The organism is Sphingomonas sp. ABOLE (assembly GCF_003950455.1).
GTDB lineage: Bacteria > Pseudomonadota > Alphaproteobacteria > Sphingomonadales > Sphingomonadaceae > Sphingomonas > Sphingomonas trueperi.
On sequence record NZ_QQWY01000005.1, the window covers coordinates 120,994 to 138,636 of the forward strand.

The window sequence follows — 17,643 nt, forward strand, 5'->3', positions numbered from 1 at the left end:
GCGCGCCGCGAACGGCCGCAGTCGGCGACGGATTACTCTGGGGGGCTTTGGCCGTGAGCGAAGATATTCTGAAGGATTTGTCGTGGCTGCCGCGCGCGCCGGATGACTTCCGCAAGCAGCGCCGGGCGTTGAGCGACAAGGCCGGCCCGATCGGGCAGGACCTGCGCTTTCTCGCAACGCACCAGCTCAGTGACAGCCAGCTGACGCAGCTGGCCCAGTCGATTGCCGACTTGCGATCGGCCGGCGCGGATCTGTCGCCGCTGGTTCCCTTCCGCCTCGGCCTCGTCGGCAACGGCACGCTGGACCTGCTCGCGCCGCTGCTGGTGGCGAGCGCCGTGCGGCACGGCATCGCGCTCGAGGTCGTGCAGACGGAATATGGCCAGCTCATGCAGGAGGCGATGTCTCCGCAGTCGGGCATCAACAGCGGCAAGTGCGACGCCGTGCTGCTCGCACTCGATTACCGCGCCCTGCCCGGCCTCGGTTCGCCGACCTCGGTGAACGACGCGCTCGCCTTCATCGGCGCGCTGCGGGAGGGCTTCCGGCAGAATGGCGGCGCGATCTCGATCGTCCAGACCTTTGCCCCGCCGGCGGAAGCGCTGTTTGGCCATATCGATCGCGTGCTCGATGCCTCGCCGCGCGGCGCGCTCGACCGGATCAACACCGAACTGGCGCGCAGCGTCGCCGCCAGCGATGACGCGCTGTTGGACGTCGCTGCGATCGCCGAGCTGGTCGGCCTCGCAAACTGGCATTCGCCGCAGCAGTGGAACCTGGCCAAGCTGCCGTTCGATGCCGCCTATGCGCCGTTCTACGCCGATCATGTCGCGCGGCTGATCGCCGCCATCAAGGGCAAGTCGCGCCGCGTGCTGATCCTCGACCTCGACAACACCGTCTGGGGCGGCGTGATCGGCGACGATGGACTGGAGGGCATCCGCATCGCCCAGGGCGACGCGGTCGGCGAAGCCTTCCTTGCCGTGCAGGCGAATGCGCTGGCGCTCCGCGCGCGCGGCGTGGTGTTGGCGGTATCCTCGAAAAACACCGACTCGGTCGCCCGCGGGCCGTTCCGCGAGCATCCCGAGATGCTGCTGCGCGAGGACCATATCGCCGTCTTCCAGGCGAACTGGAGCGACAAGGCGACCAACATCAAGTCGATCGCGAACGAGCTCTCGCTCGGCCTCGACGCGATGGTGTTCCTGGACGACAACCCGATGGAGCGTGATCTGGTCCGTCGGATGCTGCCGCAGGTTGCCGTCCCCGAACTGCCGGCCGACCCCGCGCTTTATGTGCGGACCTTGATGGCCGCCGGCTATTTCGAGACGATCGCCTTCTCCGAAGAGGATCGCAAGCGCGCCGATTTCTATCAGGACAATGCCAAGCGCGTCGCGCTCCAGGCATCGGCGGGGGATCTCGATTCCTATCTCGCCTCGCTCAACATGGAGATCTTCTTCGCGCCCTTCGACGCGATGGGACGGAAGCGGATCGCGCAGCTGATCAGCAAGTCGAACCAGTTCAACCTCACCACCCGCCGGTACACTGAGGCCGATGTGGCGGAGCTGGAGGAAGACCCCGATGTCTTCACCCTGCAGGTCCGCCTCACCGACGCGTTCGGCGACAACGGCATGATCTCGGTGATCGTCTGCCGGCCGCACGGCGACGATGCGTGGGAAATCGATACCTGGCTGATGAGCTGCCGCGTGCTCAAGCGCCGGGTGGAGCAGATGGTGCTGCGCGAGCTGGTCGAGGTTGCGCGGCGGCATGGCAAGAAGCGCCTGGTCGGCGTTTACATTCCCACCGATCGCAATGCCTTGGTCGTCGAGCATTACGCCGAGCTGGGCTTCACGCAGGTGGCCACGGATGCGACGGATGGCCGAACCGTCTGGGAGCTGGACACCGCGACCGAGGTGCCCGAGGCGCCGATGACGGTGCACCGCGCCGCACAGCGCGCCGAAGCGGAGGCGGCGCAATGACGGCGCCTGCCCGGCGCCTTCCCAAACGTGATCGCTATCTGCTGCCGCTGGTCGTCCTGGCGGTCGCGCTGACGATGGTAATCGGCAGCGAAGTCGCGGCACGCTGGTGGATGCCCGAGCAACCCAACGACGCCTGCCTCGCGGACAATGCCTTCTTCGGAAAGCTGCCGCGCAAGAATTGCACCTCGCGGACCAAGGTCGCCGAGGGCGACTGGACCACCTATCGCTATAACGAATGCGGCTACCGTTCGGAGACCTCGTGCGCGCCGGTGCCGGCATCGACGATCCGGATTTCGGTCATCGGCGCCTCGACCAGCTGGGGCTATCGCATCCCCACCCCGCAGACCTGGTGGCATCGCACCTCCGACGCGCTGTCCAAGATCTGCGGCCGGCCGGTCGACGTGCAAAATCTCGGCGGCGTGTACAATCTCAACCAGGTCGCCCGCACCGTCCAGCCCGCGCTCCAGCTGAAGCCCGACGCGGTGCTGATGATCGTCACCCCCTTCGATCTGCAGCGGCTGCCGCCGGGCGACTTCGACATGGCCTGGCAGCCCGAGGCGGTTCCGGCCGCGCCCAAACGCGAGCTTCTCGGCAAGATCAAGGACAGCCTCGAGGTCAGCCGCTTCGCCACCTTCGCGCAGCACATGCTGTACCGCCAGCCCGAGAGCTATCTCAACGGCTTCCTCACCTCCGGGGATCGCGCTGGCTTCCTGCGCCCGCCGTTCAACGGCGAATGGCAGCGGCGCCTGACCTTCGCCGATCACGCGCTGGCACACATCGCTGGGCAGGTGCACGCGCAAGGGGTACCGCTGATCCTCGCCTTCGTGCCCCACCAGGCCCAGGCGGATATCCTGACGCTGCGCAAGGCCTATCCGGGCGTCGATCCGTACGCGATCGATCGCGCGCTGGGTGCGATCGCGGCGCGGCACGGGATCATTTACCGCGACCTGACCGCGAGCTTCGGCAATCGGGAAGATGCGGCGTCGCTCTACATGAACGTCGACAGCCACCCGACCGGCGCGGCCAACAGCCTGATTGCCGACGGCATGGTCAGCGGACTGCTCGCCTCCTCGCTGCGCGACGGCAAGTGCAGCGCATCCGCCGGGAAGGAATGAAGCGATGAACGTCCCCTCCTTTCCCTTTCTCGGCTTCGCCGTCCTCGGTGCGATCCTGTACAACCTGCTGCCGGCCGGCATTCTGCGCCGCGGGCTGCTGCTGCTGATCAACCTGATCTTCCTGTCGACCTTCGTGCATGGCTGGCAACAGGCGCTGCCCTATGCGGGCTTCCTGCTCACCGGGTTCCTCGGCACCAGGCTGCTGATGGCGCAGGGTCCGCGCTGGCGCCTGCCGGTGCTGATCGCCGTCATCCTCTTCGCTTTCTTCTGGCTGAAGCGCTACACCTTCATCCCGGCCGCGATCAACCTTCCGTTCCTCTACACCACGGTCGGGCTGTCCTACGTCTTCTTCCGCGTGCTCCACCTGATCATCGATGCCGGACAGGGGCAGATCAAGGAGCGGATCTCCCCGCTCGACTATCTGAACTACACGCTCAATTTCACCGCGCTGGTCTCCGGCCCGATCCAGTTCTACCAGGACTATCGCGAGCAGGAGCGCAACGGCGAGAAGGTGGACCTGTTCGCTGCGGGATGGGCGGCGGAGCGCATCATCGTCGGCATGTTCAAGGTCGCCATCGTCTCGACCCTGCTGATGCAGGGGCAGAAAGCGGCGATCGCCGATCTCGCGGTGGCGCCGACCTTCCCGATGCGGGTGCTCTATTGCGCGCTGATCGGCGCGATCTATCCGCTGTTCCTCTACGCGAACTTCTCCGGCTACACCGATTTCGTGATCGGCTGCGCGCGCCTGTTCCGCATCCGCCTGCCCGAGAACTTCCACCATCCGTTCATCGCGGAGAACTTCATCGCCTTCTGGTCGCGCTGGCACATCACCCTGTCCAACTGGCTGAAGGTCTATGTCTACACGCCGTTCCTGATGACGGCGATGCGGCGGATACCGTCGCCCGCGATCGAGCCCTATCTCGCGGTCGCTGCCTATTTCGTCACGTTCTTCCTGGTCGGCGCATGGCACGGCCAAACCAGCATGTTCCTGTTCTTCGGCGTGCTGCAGGGCGGCGGCGTGGCGATGAACAAGCTCTACCAGGTCGCGATGACCAAGCGGCTGTCGCGCAAGGGCTACAAGCAACTCTCGGCCGAGCCCTGGTACCGGGTGTTTTGCCGCGCGCTGACCTTCACCTGGTTCGCCTTCACGCTGCTGTGGTTCTGGTCGACCTGGGGGCAATTGGGACAGTTCATCCAGCAGGCGGGCTGGCCGGCGGTTGCCTGCGGCTGGGTGCTGGTACTGCTGGTCGCGATGCCGGCACTCAGCCTGCTCCGGGCAGTGCAGGGGCCGATCGAGGCGCGCAAGGTCGATCCCGTCGCCGTTCCCGCATCGCGCTACTGGCGCACGGCGCTGTCGACCGCGATGCTGATCATCCTCATCGGCACTACGGTGTTGCTGAACGGCCCGGCGCCGGACGTGGTGTACAAGACCTTCTAGTACAGGCGGTCAGAACGCCACCGCTCTCCACACGGCTTCGAGGGAGCACTCCGGGGAAGGATGCTTACTGAAGGAAGTCGGGGACGTGGAGAGGCGGTGGTGGGTCCGCCGGGATTCGAACCCGGGACCTCTCGATTAAAAGTCGCTTGCTCTACCGACTGAGCTACGGACCCACATCCCGCCACCTAGGCGCAGGGGCGCCGCCGGTCAACCGCGTGCAGCAACGGAAGCGTCGTCCGCCCCGTCACCGGGTCGCGCCAATGCGGCGCCACCTCCGCCAGCGGCGCCAGCACGAAGCGGCGGGCACGGTACTGGGGGTGCGGTATCGTCAGTACGGGACTTGCCCAGCAGCCGCCCGACCAGAGCACGATATCGAGATCGATCACCCGCGCGCCCCAGCGCTGCCCCCGCCGCCGGCCGAAGGCGCGCTCGATGCTCTTGAGCCGGCGCAGCAGCGCCTCGGGCGCCTCGTCGGTCTCGATGATGGCGGCGGCGTTGGCAAAGCGGCGGATCGAAGGGCCTAGCGGCGGCGTCTCGTGGATGCGCGACACCGCCCGCGCGCCGCCGATCGCCGCCAGCGCCGCCTGCACCTCGGCACGCGGCCCGCCGTGGCGGCCGCGACGGTTCGAACCCAGGGCGAGGATGTAGCTTGTGACAGACACGCCCCCGCGCCTATCGCGGGCGCATGTCCACGCCAAGCCCCGAACCCGATCGCGACTGCCCGCGCTGCCCCCGCCTCGTCGCGCTGCGCACCCAGCTGCGCGCCGAGCAGCCCGAATGGTGGAACGCGCCGGTGCCGATGCTCGGCGATCCGGACGCACCGATCGCGATTGTCGGCCTGGCCCCCGGACGGACGGGCGCGAACCGCACCGGCCGCGCCTTTACTGGCGACGATTCGGGATTGCTGCTCCTCACGGTGCTGGAGAAGCTCGGGCTGGCGGAAGCAGGCGAACCGAAGGGCGTGCAGATCCTCAACGCGGTGCGCTGCCTGCCGCCGGAGAACCGCCCCACGCCGGCCGAAATCCATGCCTGCCGCCCGTTCCTCATGGGCCAGTTGCGCGCGCCGATCGTGGTAGCGCTGGGCGAGATCGCCCACCAGTCGACGGTGAAGGCGCTGGGCGGCAAGCTGCCCAAGGCGCGTTTCACACATGGCGCCGAGCACCGCCTGCCGAAGGGGCAGACGGTGCTCGATAGCTATCACGTGTCACGGTACAATCAGAACATCGGCCGGTTGACCGAGCCGATGCTGACTGCGGTGTTCGCGCGCGCGATCGCGCTCAGAGATACTTGACGAGGCTCAGGCTGGAGAGCTGCGAGAACACCGAATAGCTCGCCTCGAGCACGGTCTTCTGCTGCGACAGGTCGATCGCGACCTGGCCGAGATCCGCGTCCTCATTGTCCTGGATCACCTGCTGCAACAGCAGCGAACGCTCTTCGCCGCGCTTGGTCAGGTCTTCGACCTGGCTTTGCTTGCGGCCGTTATCGGCGTTGACGGTGCCGAGCTGCTTCAGGCCCGCATCCATTTTGGAGACGACGCCCTGGAGCGCAGTCATCTGCGCGTCGGTGAGCTTGTCGCCGATCGGGCCGATCTGCGCCATCGCCCGATAGGCTTCGTACAGGCCGGAACCGAACGAACTGGCGTTGACGCCATATTGCACGTCGAGGCCGTCCGCAACGCGGGCGCTCGCGAGCACATTGTCGTCATGGAAGGCCTGGTCCGCCGGCACCGTCGCGGCATCGGCGAGCGTCGCTACCGAGAAGGGCGCGCTGTCCGTCTGCGAGCCGCCGAACAGCGGCACGCCGCCTTCTGCCGCGTTCAGCGACGAGCGCATCTGGGAGAAGCCGTTCTCCATCGCCTGCTGCAGGCCCGCCGACTGGCCCGTGCCGATCGCCGACAGGATCTGCTTGCGCAAGTCGGTGTTGGTGGTCTGCACCCCCTCGATATGGCCCTGGTACAGCGACATGGTGATGCCGACGCGCTTGGCGACGTTCGACTGCGCCTTTTGCTGCTCGAGCAGCGTGTGCGCCGACAGGTTGCGCACCGCCTCGGTGCCGAGAGACGCGAAGTCGGTCGCCTTCTTGCCGGTGGACAGCTGCTTCTGGGTGATCGCGAGCTTTTCCTGCGCGGTCGAAATGGCGCTGGCCATGGTGCGCTGGAGCGGAATGGTGGCAACACGGGTCATGGGTCAGCTCCCCTTAACGGACCATCTGGAGAAGGGTGTCGTACATCTGCGTGGCGGTGCTCATCACGCGTGCTGCAGCCGAATAGCTGTTCTGCAGGACGACCATCTGCGAGAGTTCCTCGTCGATGTTGACGCCAGAATAGCTGTCGCGGCGGTTGACCGCGTCGGACTTGCGCGCGTCGGCATCGTCGAAGCGGTTCTGCGCCTGGCTGGCTTCCAGGCCAGCGCGGCCGAGCAACGCCGTCGAAAAGCGGCCCACCGTGATCACGCCGTCCTTGCCGAGATCTAGCGTGCTCGCCAGCTTGTCGGCAAAGGCAGTGGCGCCGCGGGTATCACCGGCGCCGATCGCCTTGCTGCCCACCGCGACGCTGGTGTCGACCCGGGCGAGCGGCAGCTTCGACGGGGTGCTGGCGATGTCGTTGCGGACCTGGGCCACGTCGAGGCCGCTGTTGATTCCGCTGAGGCCCGACAGCGACGAGAAGCTCCGGCCGCTACCGAAGCGGTCGGTCGAATCCGAAGCGATCGTCAGCGACGCACCCGATAGCCCGCTCGCCGGGTCGAAGCGAACCCGTCCGCGACTATCGAGCGAGAAGGAACCGAACTTGCCGAGATTGCTGCCGTTGAGCTGCGTGATGACGTCGCCCATCGTGCCGCCAGTGGTCGGCTGCAGCGTGTAGCTGGTCAGCGCCAGGCCGGACGAGTCGCGCAGGATCACCTGCGCGGTCTGGCCGGTGGTGAAGCCGTGCGGATCCGCCGCCGTGAAGCCGGTAGGCACCAGCGTGCTGCTGTCGCTGCGGATCAGATCGTTCATGCCGAAATATTGCGACACACCGACGCCGGCGCGGCTGCTCGGCGTTGTCGAGGATTGCGAGATCGCCACGCCGTTGCCGGCACCCGCAGCGGTGAAGCTCAGCACACCGTTGGTGAAGTTTGCGGTCGCCGCGCCGCCCAGCCCGGCGTTGATCGCGGCCACCATGTCGTTCACGGTCGCGCCGGCGCCCAGCGCGTCGAAGTCGATCTCGGTCTTGGCGACGAGCGTGCCGGAGGCGCTGGCCACCGAGAAGGTCGCCTTGCCTGTGAAGCCCAGCCGGTCGGTGCCGGTAAGGCCGCTCTGCCGGCCGGTGAGGCTGGCGGGCGGCGGCATGGTGGTGCCTTCGTTCGATACCGCGTTGAGCGCCTCGGAAAGACCGCTGAACGTCACGCCCAGCTGCTCGGAGAAGGAGGGCAAGGTGCGATCGCGCAGGTCGAGCAGGCCGCCCAGTTTGCCGCCGACCGCTGCCGATTCCAGCTTCTCACCGGTCAGCGCGCCCTGATTGCCGTTCTTGTCCGAAAAGCGGATCGAGATATCCGGGTAGGTCGCCAAGGCGTTGCCGACCCCGCTGTCCTTGTTCGGATAGTCGAGCTGACGCAGGCGCGAGTCGAGCAGCATCTGGCCCGAGGTGGTCTCGATGATCACCCGGCCGTCCGGCTGGTCGCGAACGTTGACCGAAAGCATGCCGCTCAGCTCTTCGATGGCGCTCATCCGCTGGTCGGCGGCACCGCTGGCGTTGCGGCCGAGGCCGGTCGCCTGCGATACGGTGCCGTTCAGGTCGTAGATGCGCCGGAGCAACGTGTTGATCTTGTCGACCGAATAGCCGACCTCAGACTCCACGTCGCTGCGCAGCCCTTGGACGTCCTTGGTGAGCTGCTGCATCGACGAGATAGCGTCCGAGACGTTACCGATGAACACGGCGCTGGTCTGGGTGGAGGATTGCGAGCCCGTCATCGCGATGGCCGAGGCGTTGATCGCATCCAGCCGTGCCGGCAGGCCGGACTTGGCGCCGGGCTCGCCGAGCAGCGACTGGAGCCGGTCGAGATAGCCGGAGGTGACCTCCGCCTTTCCATAGTCGCCGGCCCGCCGATAGACGGTGGCTTCCAGGAAGCGGTCGGCGACGCGTTCGAATTCGCCCACCGAAACGCCGGTGACGTTGCCCGACATTACCGACGTGGTCAGGTTGACCCGTTCGCGGGCATAGCCGGTGACGCCGACATTGGCGATGTTGTTCGATACCGCCTTCAACCCGGCCTGGGCAGCTGCCAGGCCGGAAGCGGCGGTTCCTAGGATATCGTTCAGCGCCATGTCGTGCGTCCCCCGGCCTCAGTCGTCGTCAGCGCTTCAGATCACTGACTTCGCGCAGCATGTCGTCGACGGTCGTGATGATCTTCGACGATGCGCTGTACGCGCGCTGGAAGCGGATCATGTTGGTGAACTCGCCTGCCAGATCGACAGTCGAGGCTTCCAGCGTGCTCGACGAGATCTTGCCCGCGCCGAGCTGGCCCGGCGGGTTCATCGTCATCGAGCCCGACGCGCGGTTCGACGAATAGGCATTGCCCGAGATGCGGGTAAGACCGTTCGGGTTCGGGAAGGTCGCGATCGGCAGCTGGAACACCTGGCGGCTCGCACCATCGTCGAAGATCGCGCTGACCACGCCGTCCTTCGAGACTTCGGTCGCGGCGATGTTGCCCAGCGTACCGCCATTGGTGCCACCGGTGACGAGCGACGAGGGATCACCGAACGAGGTGAGGCCGTTGGTGGCGCCGTCCTTGCCCATGTCCAGCGTGATCGGAACCGAGCTGGAGCTGTTGGTATAGGTGATGGTGAGCGGGTCGAAGAGATTTGCGGTCGATGCCCCCAGATTGAGGCTGCCGTCGCCGTTGAACTTGACCGTGCCGGAGCGCAGCAGGCCGTTGGCGGCGGTCACGTCGCTCGCCGGAACCGCATAGGCTTCCATCTGCCACTCGTTCGCGGCCGTCTTGAGGAACGACATCTTGATCTCGTGGCCGCTGCCCTGCGAGTCATAGACGGTGAACGAGCGCGAAAACTGCGGCGTGATCGTGCCGTCCGCCATCTTGCCGGCCGCGTAGGGACCTGACGGCGAGGTCGGATCGTAGTTCGCCGCACTCGACTGGAGGTTGATGTGCGCCTGCAGCTTGTTGGTAGGCGCCGCGGTGCCGACCAGGTCGGTCAGGCGGACCGGGGTCAGCTGGTCGAGATTGCCGGTGTTGGTGTAGCCACCAGTCGCATCTAGACGCCAGCCATAGAGGTAGAGGCCGGCCGAATTGCGCAGATAGCCTTCTTCGTCGGGCTTGAACGAGCCCGCGCGGGTATAGGCGACAGGGTCGTTCTCGGCCAGACCGGTGCGGGTGATGAAGAACCCGCCGCCGTCGATCGCGAGATCGGTGCTGCTGCCCGAGGCCTGGAGCAGGCCCTGCTTGGAAACCTGTGCGAGCGGCGCGGCCGCGACACCACCTGCCGAATAGCTCGCCGAGGTGCGACCATCAGTCACCAGCGTGCGGAACTGGGCTTCGACGCCCTTATAGGCGACGGTATTGATGTTGGTGATGTTGTCGGCGACGGTGGCCATGGCACTCGACTGCGCGCTCAGCCCGGAAACGCCAGCGTAAAGAGCGGAATAGAGGCTCAAGTTTAAAACTCCTCGAATGCCCGCGCGATCCCCACGCCGGCGACATCCTCATTGTAGAGGGGTGAGCAGTTCGCCCAAATCGGCGGGGCGATTTTTGCCGCATCCGCGCATGGGGCGGCAAAATTTGCCGGGTGTTTGCCCACCCGCGCCTGCAACGCACCTATAAGTTGAGGAACGCTTATCGAAAGGCCTGTGCCATGCTTCGCATCACGCTCCGGGACGGTGAGAAGGCGATCGTCAACGGCGCAGTGCTGCGCGCCGTCGGCCGGACCCAGATCGCCGTCGAGAATATGGTATCGATCCTGCGCGGCCGCGAAGTGATGCGGCCCGAGGAAGCGACCACCCCTGCCCGCCAGCTCTACTTCGCGACGATGCTCGCCTATATCGATCCCGCGGGCCGCGACGCGCATCATGACGCGGTCGTCCAGCTGCTCAGCCTGCTGATCGCCAGCCTGGGCACCGCCGAGGCGCGCGAGCTGTGCATCCGCTTCGCCAACGACCTCGCCCAGGCCGAATATTACAAGGCGCTCGCCGCCGCCCGCGAACTGATCGCGATGGAAGACGCCGCCGCGGCCGACACCGCCACGACGCAGGCCGCCTGAAGGAGCCCGCGCGATGCAGACGCTCGCCAGTGCCGCCCGCGCCATCAAGGAGATGGTCCCCGACCGTCGCTTCGGGCGCGTGGTGGCGGTGCGCGGCGCGCTTATCGAAGTGGAAGGCCTGACCGGCGTCGCCCAGATCGGCAGTCGCGTCGAGATCCAGTCCCCCACCGGCAAGGTGGAAGCCGAGGTCACCGCGCTCGACCGCGGCGTGGCGCTGTGCCTGCCCTTCGTCGATCCGCAAGGCGTGGGCCTGGGCGCGATCGCCGAGCTGGGCGCGGGCCAGTTCACCGTCCGCCCGTCCAAGGCCTGGCTCGGCCGCATGATCAACGGCCTCGGCCGCCCGGTCGACGGGCTCGGCCCGCTGGTCAACGGCGCCGATCCGCAGCCGATCAAGGCCTCCCCGCCCGCCGCCGCCGGCCGTTCGCGCGTCGCAGAGCGGATCGAGACCGGGGTGCGCTGCCTCGATACCTTCGTGCCTTTGTGCCGCGGCCAGCGCCTCGGCCTGTTCGCCGGCTCCGGCGTCGGCAAGTCGGTGCTGCTGTCGATGCTCGCGCGCTGGACCCAGTGCGACGTCGCCGTCATCGGCCTGATCGGCGAACGCGGCCGCGAAGTACAGGAATTCATCGAGGACGATCTGGGGCCCGAGGGCATGGCCCGCTCGGTCGTCGTCGTCGCCACCTCGGACGAGCCGGCGCTGATGCGCCGCCAGGCCGCCTGGACCACCCTCGCCGTTGCCGAGCATTTCCGCGATCAGGGCCTCAACGTGCTGTGCCTGATGGACTCGGTCACCCGCTTCGCGATGGCGCAGCGCGAGATCGGCCTCGCCTCGGGCGAGCCGCCGGCGACCAAGGGCTACACCCCCACCGTCTTCGCCGAGCTGCCGCGCCTGCTCGAGCGCGCCGGCCCGGGCGCGCCCGGCCAGGGCATGATCACCGGGCTGTTCACCGTCCTGGTCGACGGCGACGACCATAACGAGCCGGTCGCCGATGCGGTGCGCGGCATCCTCGACGGCCATGTCGTGATGCGCCGCGCAATCGCCGAGCGCGGCCGCTATCCGGCGATCGACATCCTCAAGTCGGTCTCGCGCACCCTGCCCCATTGCCTCGAGCATGAGCAGAACGAGGTCCGCCTCGCCGCGCGCAAGCTGCTGTCGACCTATGCCGACATGGAAGAGATGGTGCGGCTCGGCGCGTACAAGGCGGGCTCCTCGCCGGACGTCGACCGCGCCGTCGCGCTGGCGCCCCGCATCGAGGCGCTGCTCAACCAGGGCAAGAACGACCAGGGCCATGCCGAGGCGGCGTTCGCCGAGCTTGCCGCGATCCTCTCCGGCGAGGCCGCGGGCGATCCGGACCATGGCCACGGCCATGACGTGGGTCTCGCCGCATGAGGACGCCGTTCGATACCGCGCTGCGCATGCAGCAGCGCACCGTCGACGACCTCAAGGTCCGGATCGGCGCGGCGATCGAGCGCATCGCCGAACTGGAGCAGCAGGGCCGCGACCTCGTCGCGCGCATCCGCGAGGAGCGCGTGCTGGCGCATGCCCTGCCCTTCGCCTCGGACGCGTGGCTCGCCACCGCCAAGCACGCCCAGGCACGCATCGCCGAGGAAGTCGTGGCCGAACAGGCCCGCCTGCTCAATCTTCGCGAGCTGGCGCGCGAGGCCTATGGCACCTGCCGCGCGATCGAGAGCGCCGCCGAGCGTTTCCGCGCCGAGGCCGAGCGTGAAGCCGAAGCCGCCGAACAGGCGGCGATCGACGACATCGCCGCGGCGCGTTTCCTGCGCGAGCGCAAGCGGATGCTGGTGAAGGCCGCATGATCCACCGTACCGACCTTGCCGCGCTCACGCCGGCGCAACGCGCCAACGTGATCTACGCGCAGGCCCAGTCCGAACTCTCGACCCGCCTATGGCGGGCCGCGATCGGCGATGGCGAGCGCGACAACGACAAGACCCGCTCGCCGCTGGGCGGCGGATCGGACATGGCGATGGATTCGCTGCTCGAACTGCTCGGCACCCAGGCGCCGAAATCGGCCAAGGGCAAGTGCAAGTGCCAGTGTTCCTGCTCGTGCCATGACGAGGACGCGCCGGACGATATCGCCGCGCTCGCCAAGCGCGCGCTCAACCCCGGCGCCGGCCGCACGCCGGCCGTCGCCGAGCATGCAACCCTGCCCGCCTCGGGTTCGGTGGTGAGTGCGCTTTCCGGCGCAAACGGCTTCCCGAAGACGGGCGGCTTTTCGGGCGGGCTCGCGCTGGGCAGCAACGCCCGTTACGCCGACACCCTCGCCGCCGCCGAGGCGCGCAGCGGCATCCCGCGCTCCGCGATCGCCGCGATCGTCGATGCCGAGGCCGGCAAGGGGCAGGACGGCAGCTGGAACCCGCTGTCGCGCAACCCGCGTTCGAGCGCGGCCGGGCTCGGCCAGTTCCTCAGCGGCACCTGGCAGACGCTCGCCGAACAGAGCGGCACCTGGCTGAACGAAGTCGCCCAGGCCCGCGGCTGGCTTACCGCGAAGGGCAAGATAGATCCGGCGCGCCGCAGCGAACTGCTCGCGCTCCGCTACGATCCGCAAGCGTCAATCCTGAGCGTCGCCGACATGGCGAAGAACAATCTGCAACATTTCGAATCGGCGGGCCTCAACGTGCGCGCCGATTCGGAAACGCTCGCCAAGGCGGCCTATCTCGGCCATCATTTGGGCCTCGGCGATGCAAAGAAGTTTCTTGCGGGCAATATTGATGCAGAGCGTGCGCGCACGTTACTTGCCGCGCAGGTCGGCGGATCGGCGGCCGATCAGCGCATCGCCAGCGCCGGCGATGCGACCAGCGCCCACCGGAAATGGTTACTCGATTTCATCGATCGCCACGTCCAGCCGGACAAATTCTCCTCCTGAAACAGCCATTTAGTCCGTTTTCTCACTTGTTCGCGACACCGTTGAACAGTGATTAACCATCATTTTTTCAAGCACTTGGCTCGCCAAGCGAATCGGCGTTGCTATAAAGCTTGGGAGTGCGTTTGCGGAAAACTACCTAAGCTCGCGATTAGCACTCCTTTAAAGGTTTCAGACGAAATGTGTCTCCTGTCGACGGCGCCGAAACGATCGGACCGGCGCTGAACCAGGGGAATACAGATGTCGAAGATCACGATCGCTCTCGAGGCCGCAGTCCAAACCGTCATCGAAAACGCGCCCAAGGACGGGAAGCAGACCAACCGTCAGCGCGCTGAAATCGATCGCGCCTTTGCCCGCATCCTGAAGCTGATCGCTCCCCGCATCCGTCACTTCATCCGCCAGTATGGCCTGACCGCCCACTGGGACGACGCCGAGCAGTACTGCGCCATTGCCGTGCACCGCGCCATCCAGGCCTATGAGCCGGAAAAGGCCCAGTTCACCACCTTCGTCAACTGGCAGATCCGCGGCGAGCTGCAGAGCCTGCGCTTCCGCCTGATGACCGACCAGCGCCCCTCGGCGAAGAAGGTCGAAGCCACCACCGTTTCGCTCAGCGCGATGGTCACCTCGGCGGACGGCGACGAAATGTCGCCCGAAGCGATGATCGAGGACGAGGACGCCCTGGAGCGCACCGAGAGCGCCGCGTCGGACTATCTCGCCGATGGCGCGATCGCCTCGCTGATCGAGGCCTATGTCGATCACCTCCGCAAGGTGGGCATCGAGCAGCTCCGCCGCCGTCCCCGCCCGAAGCGGGAAGAAGCCGCCCTGCGCCGCGAAGGCCCGCGTCTCCGCACCGCCACCCACGGCATCGATCCGGCCGAGCTGGAGAAGCTGGAAGCCAAGCTGGAGCGCGACCGCGAGATCGTCGCCCGCCGCGTGTTCCAGACCGCCACGCTCGACGACCTGTCGATGGAAACCGGCGTGACCAAGGAGCGCGTCCGCCAGATCACCAAGCGCGCCGCCAAGGTGATCGCCGAGATCGCCGCCGCCGATCCGCGCTTCTCGGTGATGGCCGAATATGGCGAGCCCGCCACCGCCAAGCGCCGCCAGCCGGCGGCTGCCCGCAACGCCACGCCGATCCTGCCGGACGCCAGCCAGCCGCACAACCTGCTCTCCAGCGTCGTCGCGATCGACGCCGCGAGCATCGACACGGTGGTTGCAGCCGAGGCGAACCGCGAGACCGTGGAGGCGATTGCGATCGCCGCCGCCCCGCTTGCGAACCGCGCTGCGCTGCATTGATACCCGATCGGGGCAAAAGCGTTCTATAAGGGAAGGGTACCCCTTCCCGGAACGATCCGATGCCCCGAAACCCCCAGATACTCGGCCGAGGTGCGATGCAGATGCTACCCCGGTCGAACTACAAGCTGACCGAACTGGCCGAGGAAATGGTGCGCTGCGCGCAACCGTTGCTTCCGGCGGGCGGTCGGCTTTTTCTGGGTCTGCAGCAGGAGACCGATGGCTCGCTGCGGATGATCTGGTGGCGCGGCGACGATTTCCGCCTGGTGGCCGAGATCGACGCCACCCCCGAGGGCTTCTGCCCCGAAGACAGCGACGAAGGCGCGCTGCAGGACGCGGCCGCTGCCTGCATCACCTACCTCTCCGGCCGCTGGCCCACCCCGCCCCGCCGGCTCGGCGTGATCACCGACGGCATCGGCGTCGCCTTCTCGCCCGAGCGTCCCGCCGTGGCCGAGCCCGGCTGGCTGATGGACCATGCCGGCGGCAAGGCCGCGCTCACCGCGATCCTGCCGCTCGACGGCGAAGGCCCCTGCGCGCTGCTCTGCGCGCCGCCGGAGACGGCGTCGTTCCATTGAGGGGAGCCACTCCCTCCGGCGGTTGCGGCAAAAAGGGAATCGGCATTCATACACCCAACGTCATCCCCGCCAAGGCGGGGATCCATTGGCGCTGAAGCTGTGGTTCCTGCCTCCAGCGCCCTGGCAAATGGATTCCCGCCTTCGCGGGAATGACGATCGTTGTGCCGCGGCGCTTCCCTCCTGCCGAGCGCAGGGGAGTCTTGATGACAACCCATCGGACCATGCTATGGCGCCCGCATGGGTGAACTCATCGCGATCGAGGGCGCCGACGGCGTCGGCAAGAACACCGCGTCGCGCGGGCTGTGCGCGACGCTGCAGGCCGCGGGCCGCACTGCCACCGTGCTCGGCTTCCCGCGCTATGGCGAGACCGTCGCCGGGGTGACGATCGGCAAGATGCTCGCCGGCGAACTTCCCGTCCCCGTCACCCCGCACGCAGCGGCCGTGCTCTATGCGCTCGATCGGTTCGAGTGGCGCGACGCGCTGCTCGAGGCGCAGGCGACCCACGACGTAGTCGTGCTCGATCGCTACATTGCCTCGAACATGGCCTATCAGGGCGCCAAGCTGGGCGGCGACGAGGGCCGCGCGCTGATGGACTGGATCCTCGCGCTGGAAACCGGCCAGTTCGCCCTGCCCCGCCCGCGGCTGTCGATCTATCTCGACACCCCCTGGGATCTTGCCCGCGCGCTGATCCTGCAAAAGGCGCAGCGCAGCTACACCGATCGCAGCTTCGACGAATATGAGGCCGACATCGCGCTCCAGCAGCGCGTGCGCGGCAATTACGAGACGATCGTCGCCGCCGATCTGCTGGGGCCGTGGAAGGTCGTCCGCGCCAGCGAAGACGGCGCGATGCGGGCGCCCGAGGCGATCGTCGCCGAAATTTTATCTTATATTTGAAACGGCGCTGAACCCGGCTATGCCCTTCTTGACATTTGCCTTGGCCGAGCGCCAATGGTAGCGCTATCACAATCCGAAACGAGTTGGTGAGAGGTCCCTTGGAAGCGCTTAGAGACATGCTGCCTGCCGATCATGCGCAGGCGATTCTGGTCGGTCGTGTGCAGACCGCTGCCGGCCCCAGCCCCGTGATCCTCCGCGACGGCCAGGTGATCGACGTGTCGGCCACCGCGCCCACCGTCGCCGACCTGCTGGAGCGTGACGACATCGCCACGCTCGGCGGCGAGCTGCTGTGCAGCGTCGAGGCGCTCGGCACCGAATCGGCGCCGGCGATCCTCGCGCCGGTAGACCTGCAGTGCGTGAAGGCCTGCGGCGTCACCTTCGCCGTCTCGGCGCTGGAGCGCGTGATCGAGGAGCGCGCCCGCGGCGATTCGGCCAAGGCGGCCGAGATCCGCGGCGACCTCGAGGCCAAGGTCGGCTCGGGCATCCGCGCGGTCGTCCCCGGCACCGAGGAAGCCGCCAGCCTCAAGGCCGCGCTGATCGATGCCGGCATGTGGTCGCAATATCTCGAAGTCGCGATCGGGCCGGACGCGGAAGTGTTCACCAAGGCGCCGGTGCTGTCGGCGATGGGCTGGGGCGCCGAGATCGGCATCCGCTCGGACAGCGACTGGAACAACCCCGAGCCCGAAATCGTGCTCGCGGTGGACCGCAATGGCAATATCAAGGGCGCGACGCTCGGCAACGACGTCAACCTGCGCGACTTCGAGGGCCGGAGCGCGCTGCTGCTCGGCAAGGCGAAGGACAACAACGCCTCGACCTCGATCGGACCGTTCATCCGCCTGTTCGACGACAACTTCACCATGGACGACGTGCGCGGCGCGGTGGTCGACCTCACCATCGACGGGCCGGAGGGCTATCGCCTCTCGGGCACCAACAAGATGAGCGAGATCAGCCGCGACCCGACCGAGCTGGTCCGCCAGACGCTGAGCGAGCACCAGTATCCGGACGGCTTCGCGCTGTTCCTCGGCACGCTGTTCGCGCCGGTGCAGGATCGCGACCATCCCGGCCGCGGCTTCACCCACAAGCCGGGCGACGTCGTCCGCATCTCGACGCCGAAGCTCGGCACGCTCGTCAACCGCGTCACCACGTCGAAGGCCGCCGCGCCCTGGACGTTCGGCATCCGCGATCTGATGCGCAACCTCGCCGCCCGCGGCCTTCTCTCCAACGCGTAAGGGTGTC

The 17,643-nt window shown here is 67.3% G+C and carries 16 protein-coding genes and 1 tRNA gene; 12 read left to right on the forward strand and 5 right to left on the reverse strand.

The window, feature by feature from the left end:
* Nucleotides 1-53 precede the first annotated feature (53 nt).
* The 3 genes from CA234_RS04990 to CA234_RS05000 are packed head-to-tail and all read left to right on the forward strand — an operon-like array spanning nt 54 to nt 4,517.
* Nucleotides 54-1,964 carry an HAD-IIIC family phosphatase gene (locus tag CA234_RS04990; protein ID WP_206431088.1) on the forward strand — a complete coding sequence of 637 codons (1,911 nt, stop codon included), beginning with the start codon at nt 54-56 and terminating at the stop codon, nt 1,962-1,964.
* Complete coding sequence (locus CA234_RS04995) at nt 1,961-3,079, forward strand: hypothetical protein (RefSeq protein WP_126001046.1); 1,119 nt, start codon at nt 1,961-1,963, stop codon at nt 3,077-3,079. The genes CA234_RS04990 and CA234_RS04995 overlap by 4 nt, the downstream gene beginning before the upstream one ends.
* 4 nt (nt 3,080-3,083) lie before the next feature.
* On the forward strand, nt 3,084-4,517 hold the full coding sequence (locus CA234_RS05000) for an MBOAT family O-acyltransferase (RefSeq protein WP_126001047.1): 1,434 nt from the start codon (nt 3,084-3,086) through the stop codon (nt 4,515-4,517).
* A 97-nt stretch (nt 4,518-4,614) separates the two neighbouring features.
* Here the strand turns inward: CA234_RS05000 and CA234_RS05005 are convergent.
* A tRNA-Lys gene (locus CA234_RS05005) sits at nt 4,615-4,690 on the reverse strand.
* 12 nt (nt 4,691-4,702) lie between these two features.
* A complete protein-coding gene (gene folK / locus CA234_RS05010) occupies nt 4,703-5,179 on the reverse strand; it encodes a 2-amino-4-hydroxy-6-hydroxymethyldihydropteridine diphosphokinase (RefSeq protein ID WP_125971831.1) in 477 nt (158 codons plus the stop codon).
* Between the two features lie 23 nt (nt 5,180-5,202).
* Here folK and CA234_RS05015 point away from each other — a divergent pair, with 23 nt between their 5' ends.
* A complete protein-coding gene (locus tag CA234_RS05015; RefSeq protein ID WP_125971829.1) occupies nt 5,203-5,808 on the forward strand; it encodes a uracil-DNA glycosylase family protein in 606 nt (201 codons plus the stop codon).
* Here CA234_RS05015 and CA234_RS05020 read toward each other — a convergent pair.
* Genes CA234_RS05020 through CA234_RS05030 form a run of 3 tightly spaced genes read right to left on the reverse strand, consistent with a single transcriptional unit; the run spans nt 5,795 to nt 10,164 of the window.
* Entirely contained in the window at nt 5,795-6,700 is a 906-nt protein-coding gene (locus tag CA234_RS05020; RefSeq protein ID WP_126001048.1) for a flagellin, read from the reverse strand. The genes CA234_RS05015 and CA234_RS05020 overlap by 14 nt on opposite strands.
* Nucleotides 6,701-6,713: 13 nt before the next feature.
* Nucleotides 6,714-8,819 (reverse strand): flagellar basal body rod C-terminal domain-containing protein, encoded by a 2,106-nt coding sequence (locus CA234_RS05025; RefSeq protein WP_125971825.1) that lies wholly within the window; start codon nt 8,817-8,819, stop codon nt 6,714-6,716.
* 28 nt (nt 8,820-8,847) lie between these two features.
* Nucleotides 8,848-10,164 (reverse strand): flagellar hook protein FlgE, encoded by a 1,317-nt coding sequence (locus CA234_RS05030; RefSeq protein WP_125971823.1) that lies wholly within the window; start codon nt 10,162-10,164, stop codon nt 8,848-8,850.
* Nucleotides 10,165-10,361: 197 nt separating this feature from the next.
* Here CA234_RS05030 and CA234_RS05035 point away from each other — a divergent pair, with 197 nt between their 5' ends.
* The 8 genes from CA234_RS05035 (at nt 10,362) to CA234_RS05070 (ending at nt 17,636) form a co-directional block, all read left to right on the forward strand.
* Complete coding sequence (locus CA234_RS05035) at nt 10,362-10,766, forward strand: flagellar biosynthesis repressor FlbT (RefSeq protein WP_125971821.1); 405 nt, start codon at nt 10,362-10,364, stop codon at nt 10,764-10,766.
* Nucleotides 10,767-10,779: 13 nt separating this feature from the next.
* Nucleotides 10,780-12,153, forward strand: coding sequence for a flagellar protein export ATPase FliI (gene fliI, locus CA234_RS05040; RefSeq protein WP_125971819.1), 1,374 nt, complete (start codon nt 10,780-10,782; stop codon nt 12,151-12,153).
* Nucleotides 12,150-12,581 carry a hypothetical protein gene (locus CA234_RS05045; protein ID WP_125971817.1) on the forward strand — a complete coding sequence of 144 codons (432 nt, stop codon included), beginning with the start codon at nt 12,150-12,152 and terminating at the stop codon, nt 12,579-12,581. Before fliI ends, CA234_RS05045 begins: the two co-directional genes overlap by 4 nt.
* Nucleotides 12,578-13,648, forward strand: coding sequence for a peptidoglycan-binding protein (locus CA234_RS05050; RefSeq protein ID WP_125971814.1), 1,071 nt, complete (start codon nt 12,578-12,580; stop codon nt 13,646-13,648). Before CA234_RS05045 ends, CA234_RS05050 begins: the two co-directional genes overlap by 4 nt.
* Nucleotides 13,649-13,885: 237 nt before the next feature.
* The gene (locus tag CA234_RS05055; RefSeq protein WP_126001049.1) at nt 13,886-14,941 is read left to right on the forward strand and encodes a sigma factor-like helix-turn-helix DNA-binding protein; all 1,056 of its coding nucleotides are present in this window, start codon (nt 13,886-13,888) and stop codon (nt 14,939-14,941) included.
* A gap of 95 nt (nt 14,942-15,036) precedes the next feature.
* On the forward strand, nt 15,037-15,513 hold the full coding sequence (locus CA234_RS05060; protein WP_241213247.1) for a hypothetical protein: 477 nt from the start codon (nt 15,037-15,039) through the stop codon (nt 15,511-15,513).
* Between the two features lie 237 nt (nt 15,514-15,750).
* Complete coding sequence (locus tag CA234_RS05065; protein WP_125971810.1) at nt 15,751-16,407, forward strand: dTMP kinase; 657 nt, start codon at nt 15,751-15,753, stop codon at nt 16,405-16,407.
* Nucleotides 16,408-16,523: 116 nt separating this feature from the next.
* Nucleotides 16,524-17,636 (forward strand): fumarylacetoacetate hydrolase family protein, encoded by a 1,113-nt coding sequence (locus CA234_RS05070; RefSeq protein WP_126001050.1) that lies wholly within the window; start codon nt 16,524-16,526, stop codon nt 17,634-17,636.
* The last annotated feature ends 7 nt before the right edge of the window (nt 17,637-17,643 follow it).

Excerpts from the sequence above, each read along its gene's own strand:
- fliI (WP_125971819.1), top strand. The coding sequence starts at position 10,780 with ATGCAGACGCTCGCCAGTGCCGCCCGCGCCATCAAGGAGATGGTCCCC.
- CA234_RS05035 (WP_125971821.1), top strand. The coding sequence starts at position 10,362 with ATGCTTCGCATCACGCTCCGGGACGGTGAGAAGGCGATCGTCAACGGC.
- CA234_RS05050 (WP_125971814.1), top strand. The coding sequence starts at position 12,578 with ATGATCCACCGTACCGACCTTGCCGCGCTCACGCCGGCGCAACGCGCC.
- CA234_RS05020 (WP_126001048.1), bottom strand. The coding sequence starts at position 6,700 with ATGACCCGTGTTGCCACCATTCCGCTCCAGCGCACCATGGCCAGCGCC.
- CA234_RS05015 (WP_125971829.1), top strand. The coding sequence starts at position 5,203 with ATGTCCACGCCAAGCCCCGAACCCGATCGCGACTGCCCGCGCTGCCCC.
- CA234_RS05045 (WP_125971817.1), top strand. The coding sequence starts at position 12,150 with ATGAGGACGCCGTTCGATACCGCGCTGCGCATGCAGCAGCGCACCGTC.
- CA234_RS05055 (WP_126001049.1), top strand. The coding sequence starts at position 13,886 with ATGTCGAAGATCACGATCGCTCTCGAGGCCGCAGTCCAAACCGTCATC.
- CA234_RS05070 (WP_126001050.1), top strand. The coding sequence starts at position 16,524 with ATGCTGCCTGCCGATCATGCGCAGGCGATTCTGGTCGGTCGTGTGCAG.
- CA234_RS05025 (WP_125971825.1), bottom strand. The coding sequence starts at position 8,819 with ATGGCGCTGAACGATATCCTAGGAACCGCCGCTTCCGGCCTGGCAGCT.
- CA234_RS05065 (WP_125971810.1), top strand. The coding sequence starts at position 15,751 with ATGGGTGAACTCATCGCGATCGAGGGCGCCGACGGCGTCGGCAAGAAC.
- CA234_RS05060 (WP_241213247.1), top strand. The coding sequence starts at position 15,037 with ATGCAGATGCTACCCCGGTCGAACTACAAGCTGACCGAACTGGCCGAG.
- CA234_RS04995 (WP_126001046.1), top strand. The coding sequence starts at position 1,961 with ATGACGGCGCCTGCCCGGCGCCTTCCCAAACGTGATCGCTATCTGCTG.
- CA234_RS05000 (WP_126001047.1), top strand. The coding sequence starts at position 3,084 with ATGAACGTCCCCTCCTTTCCCTTTCTCGGCTTCGCCGTCCTCGGTGCG.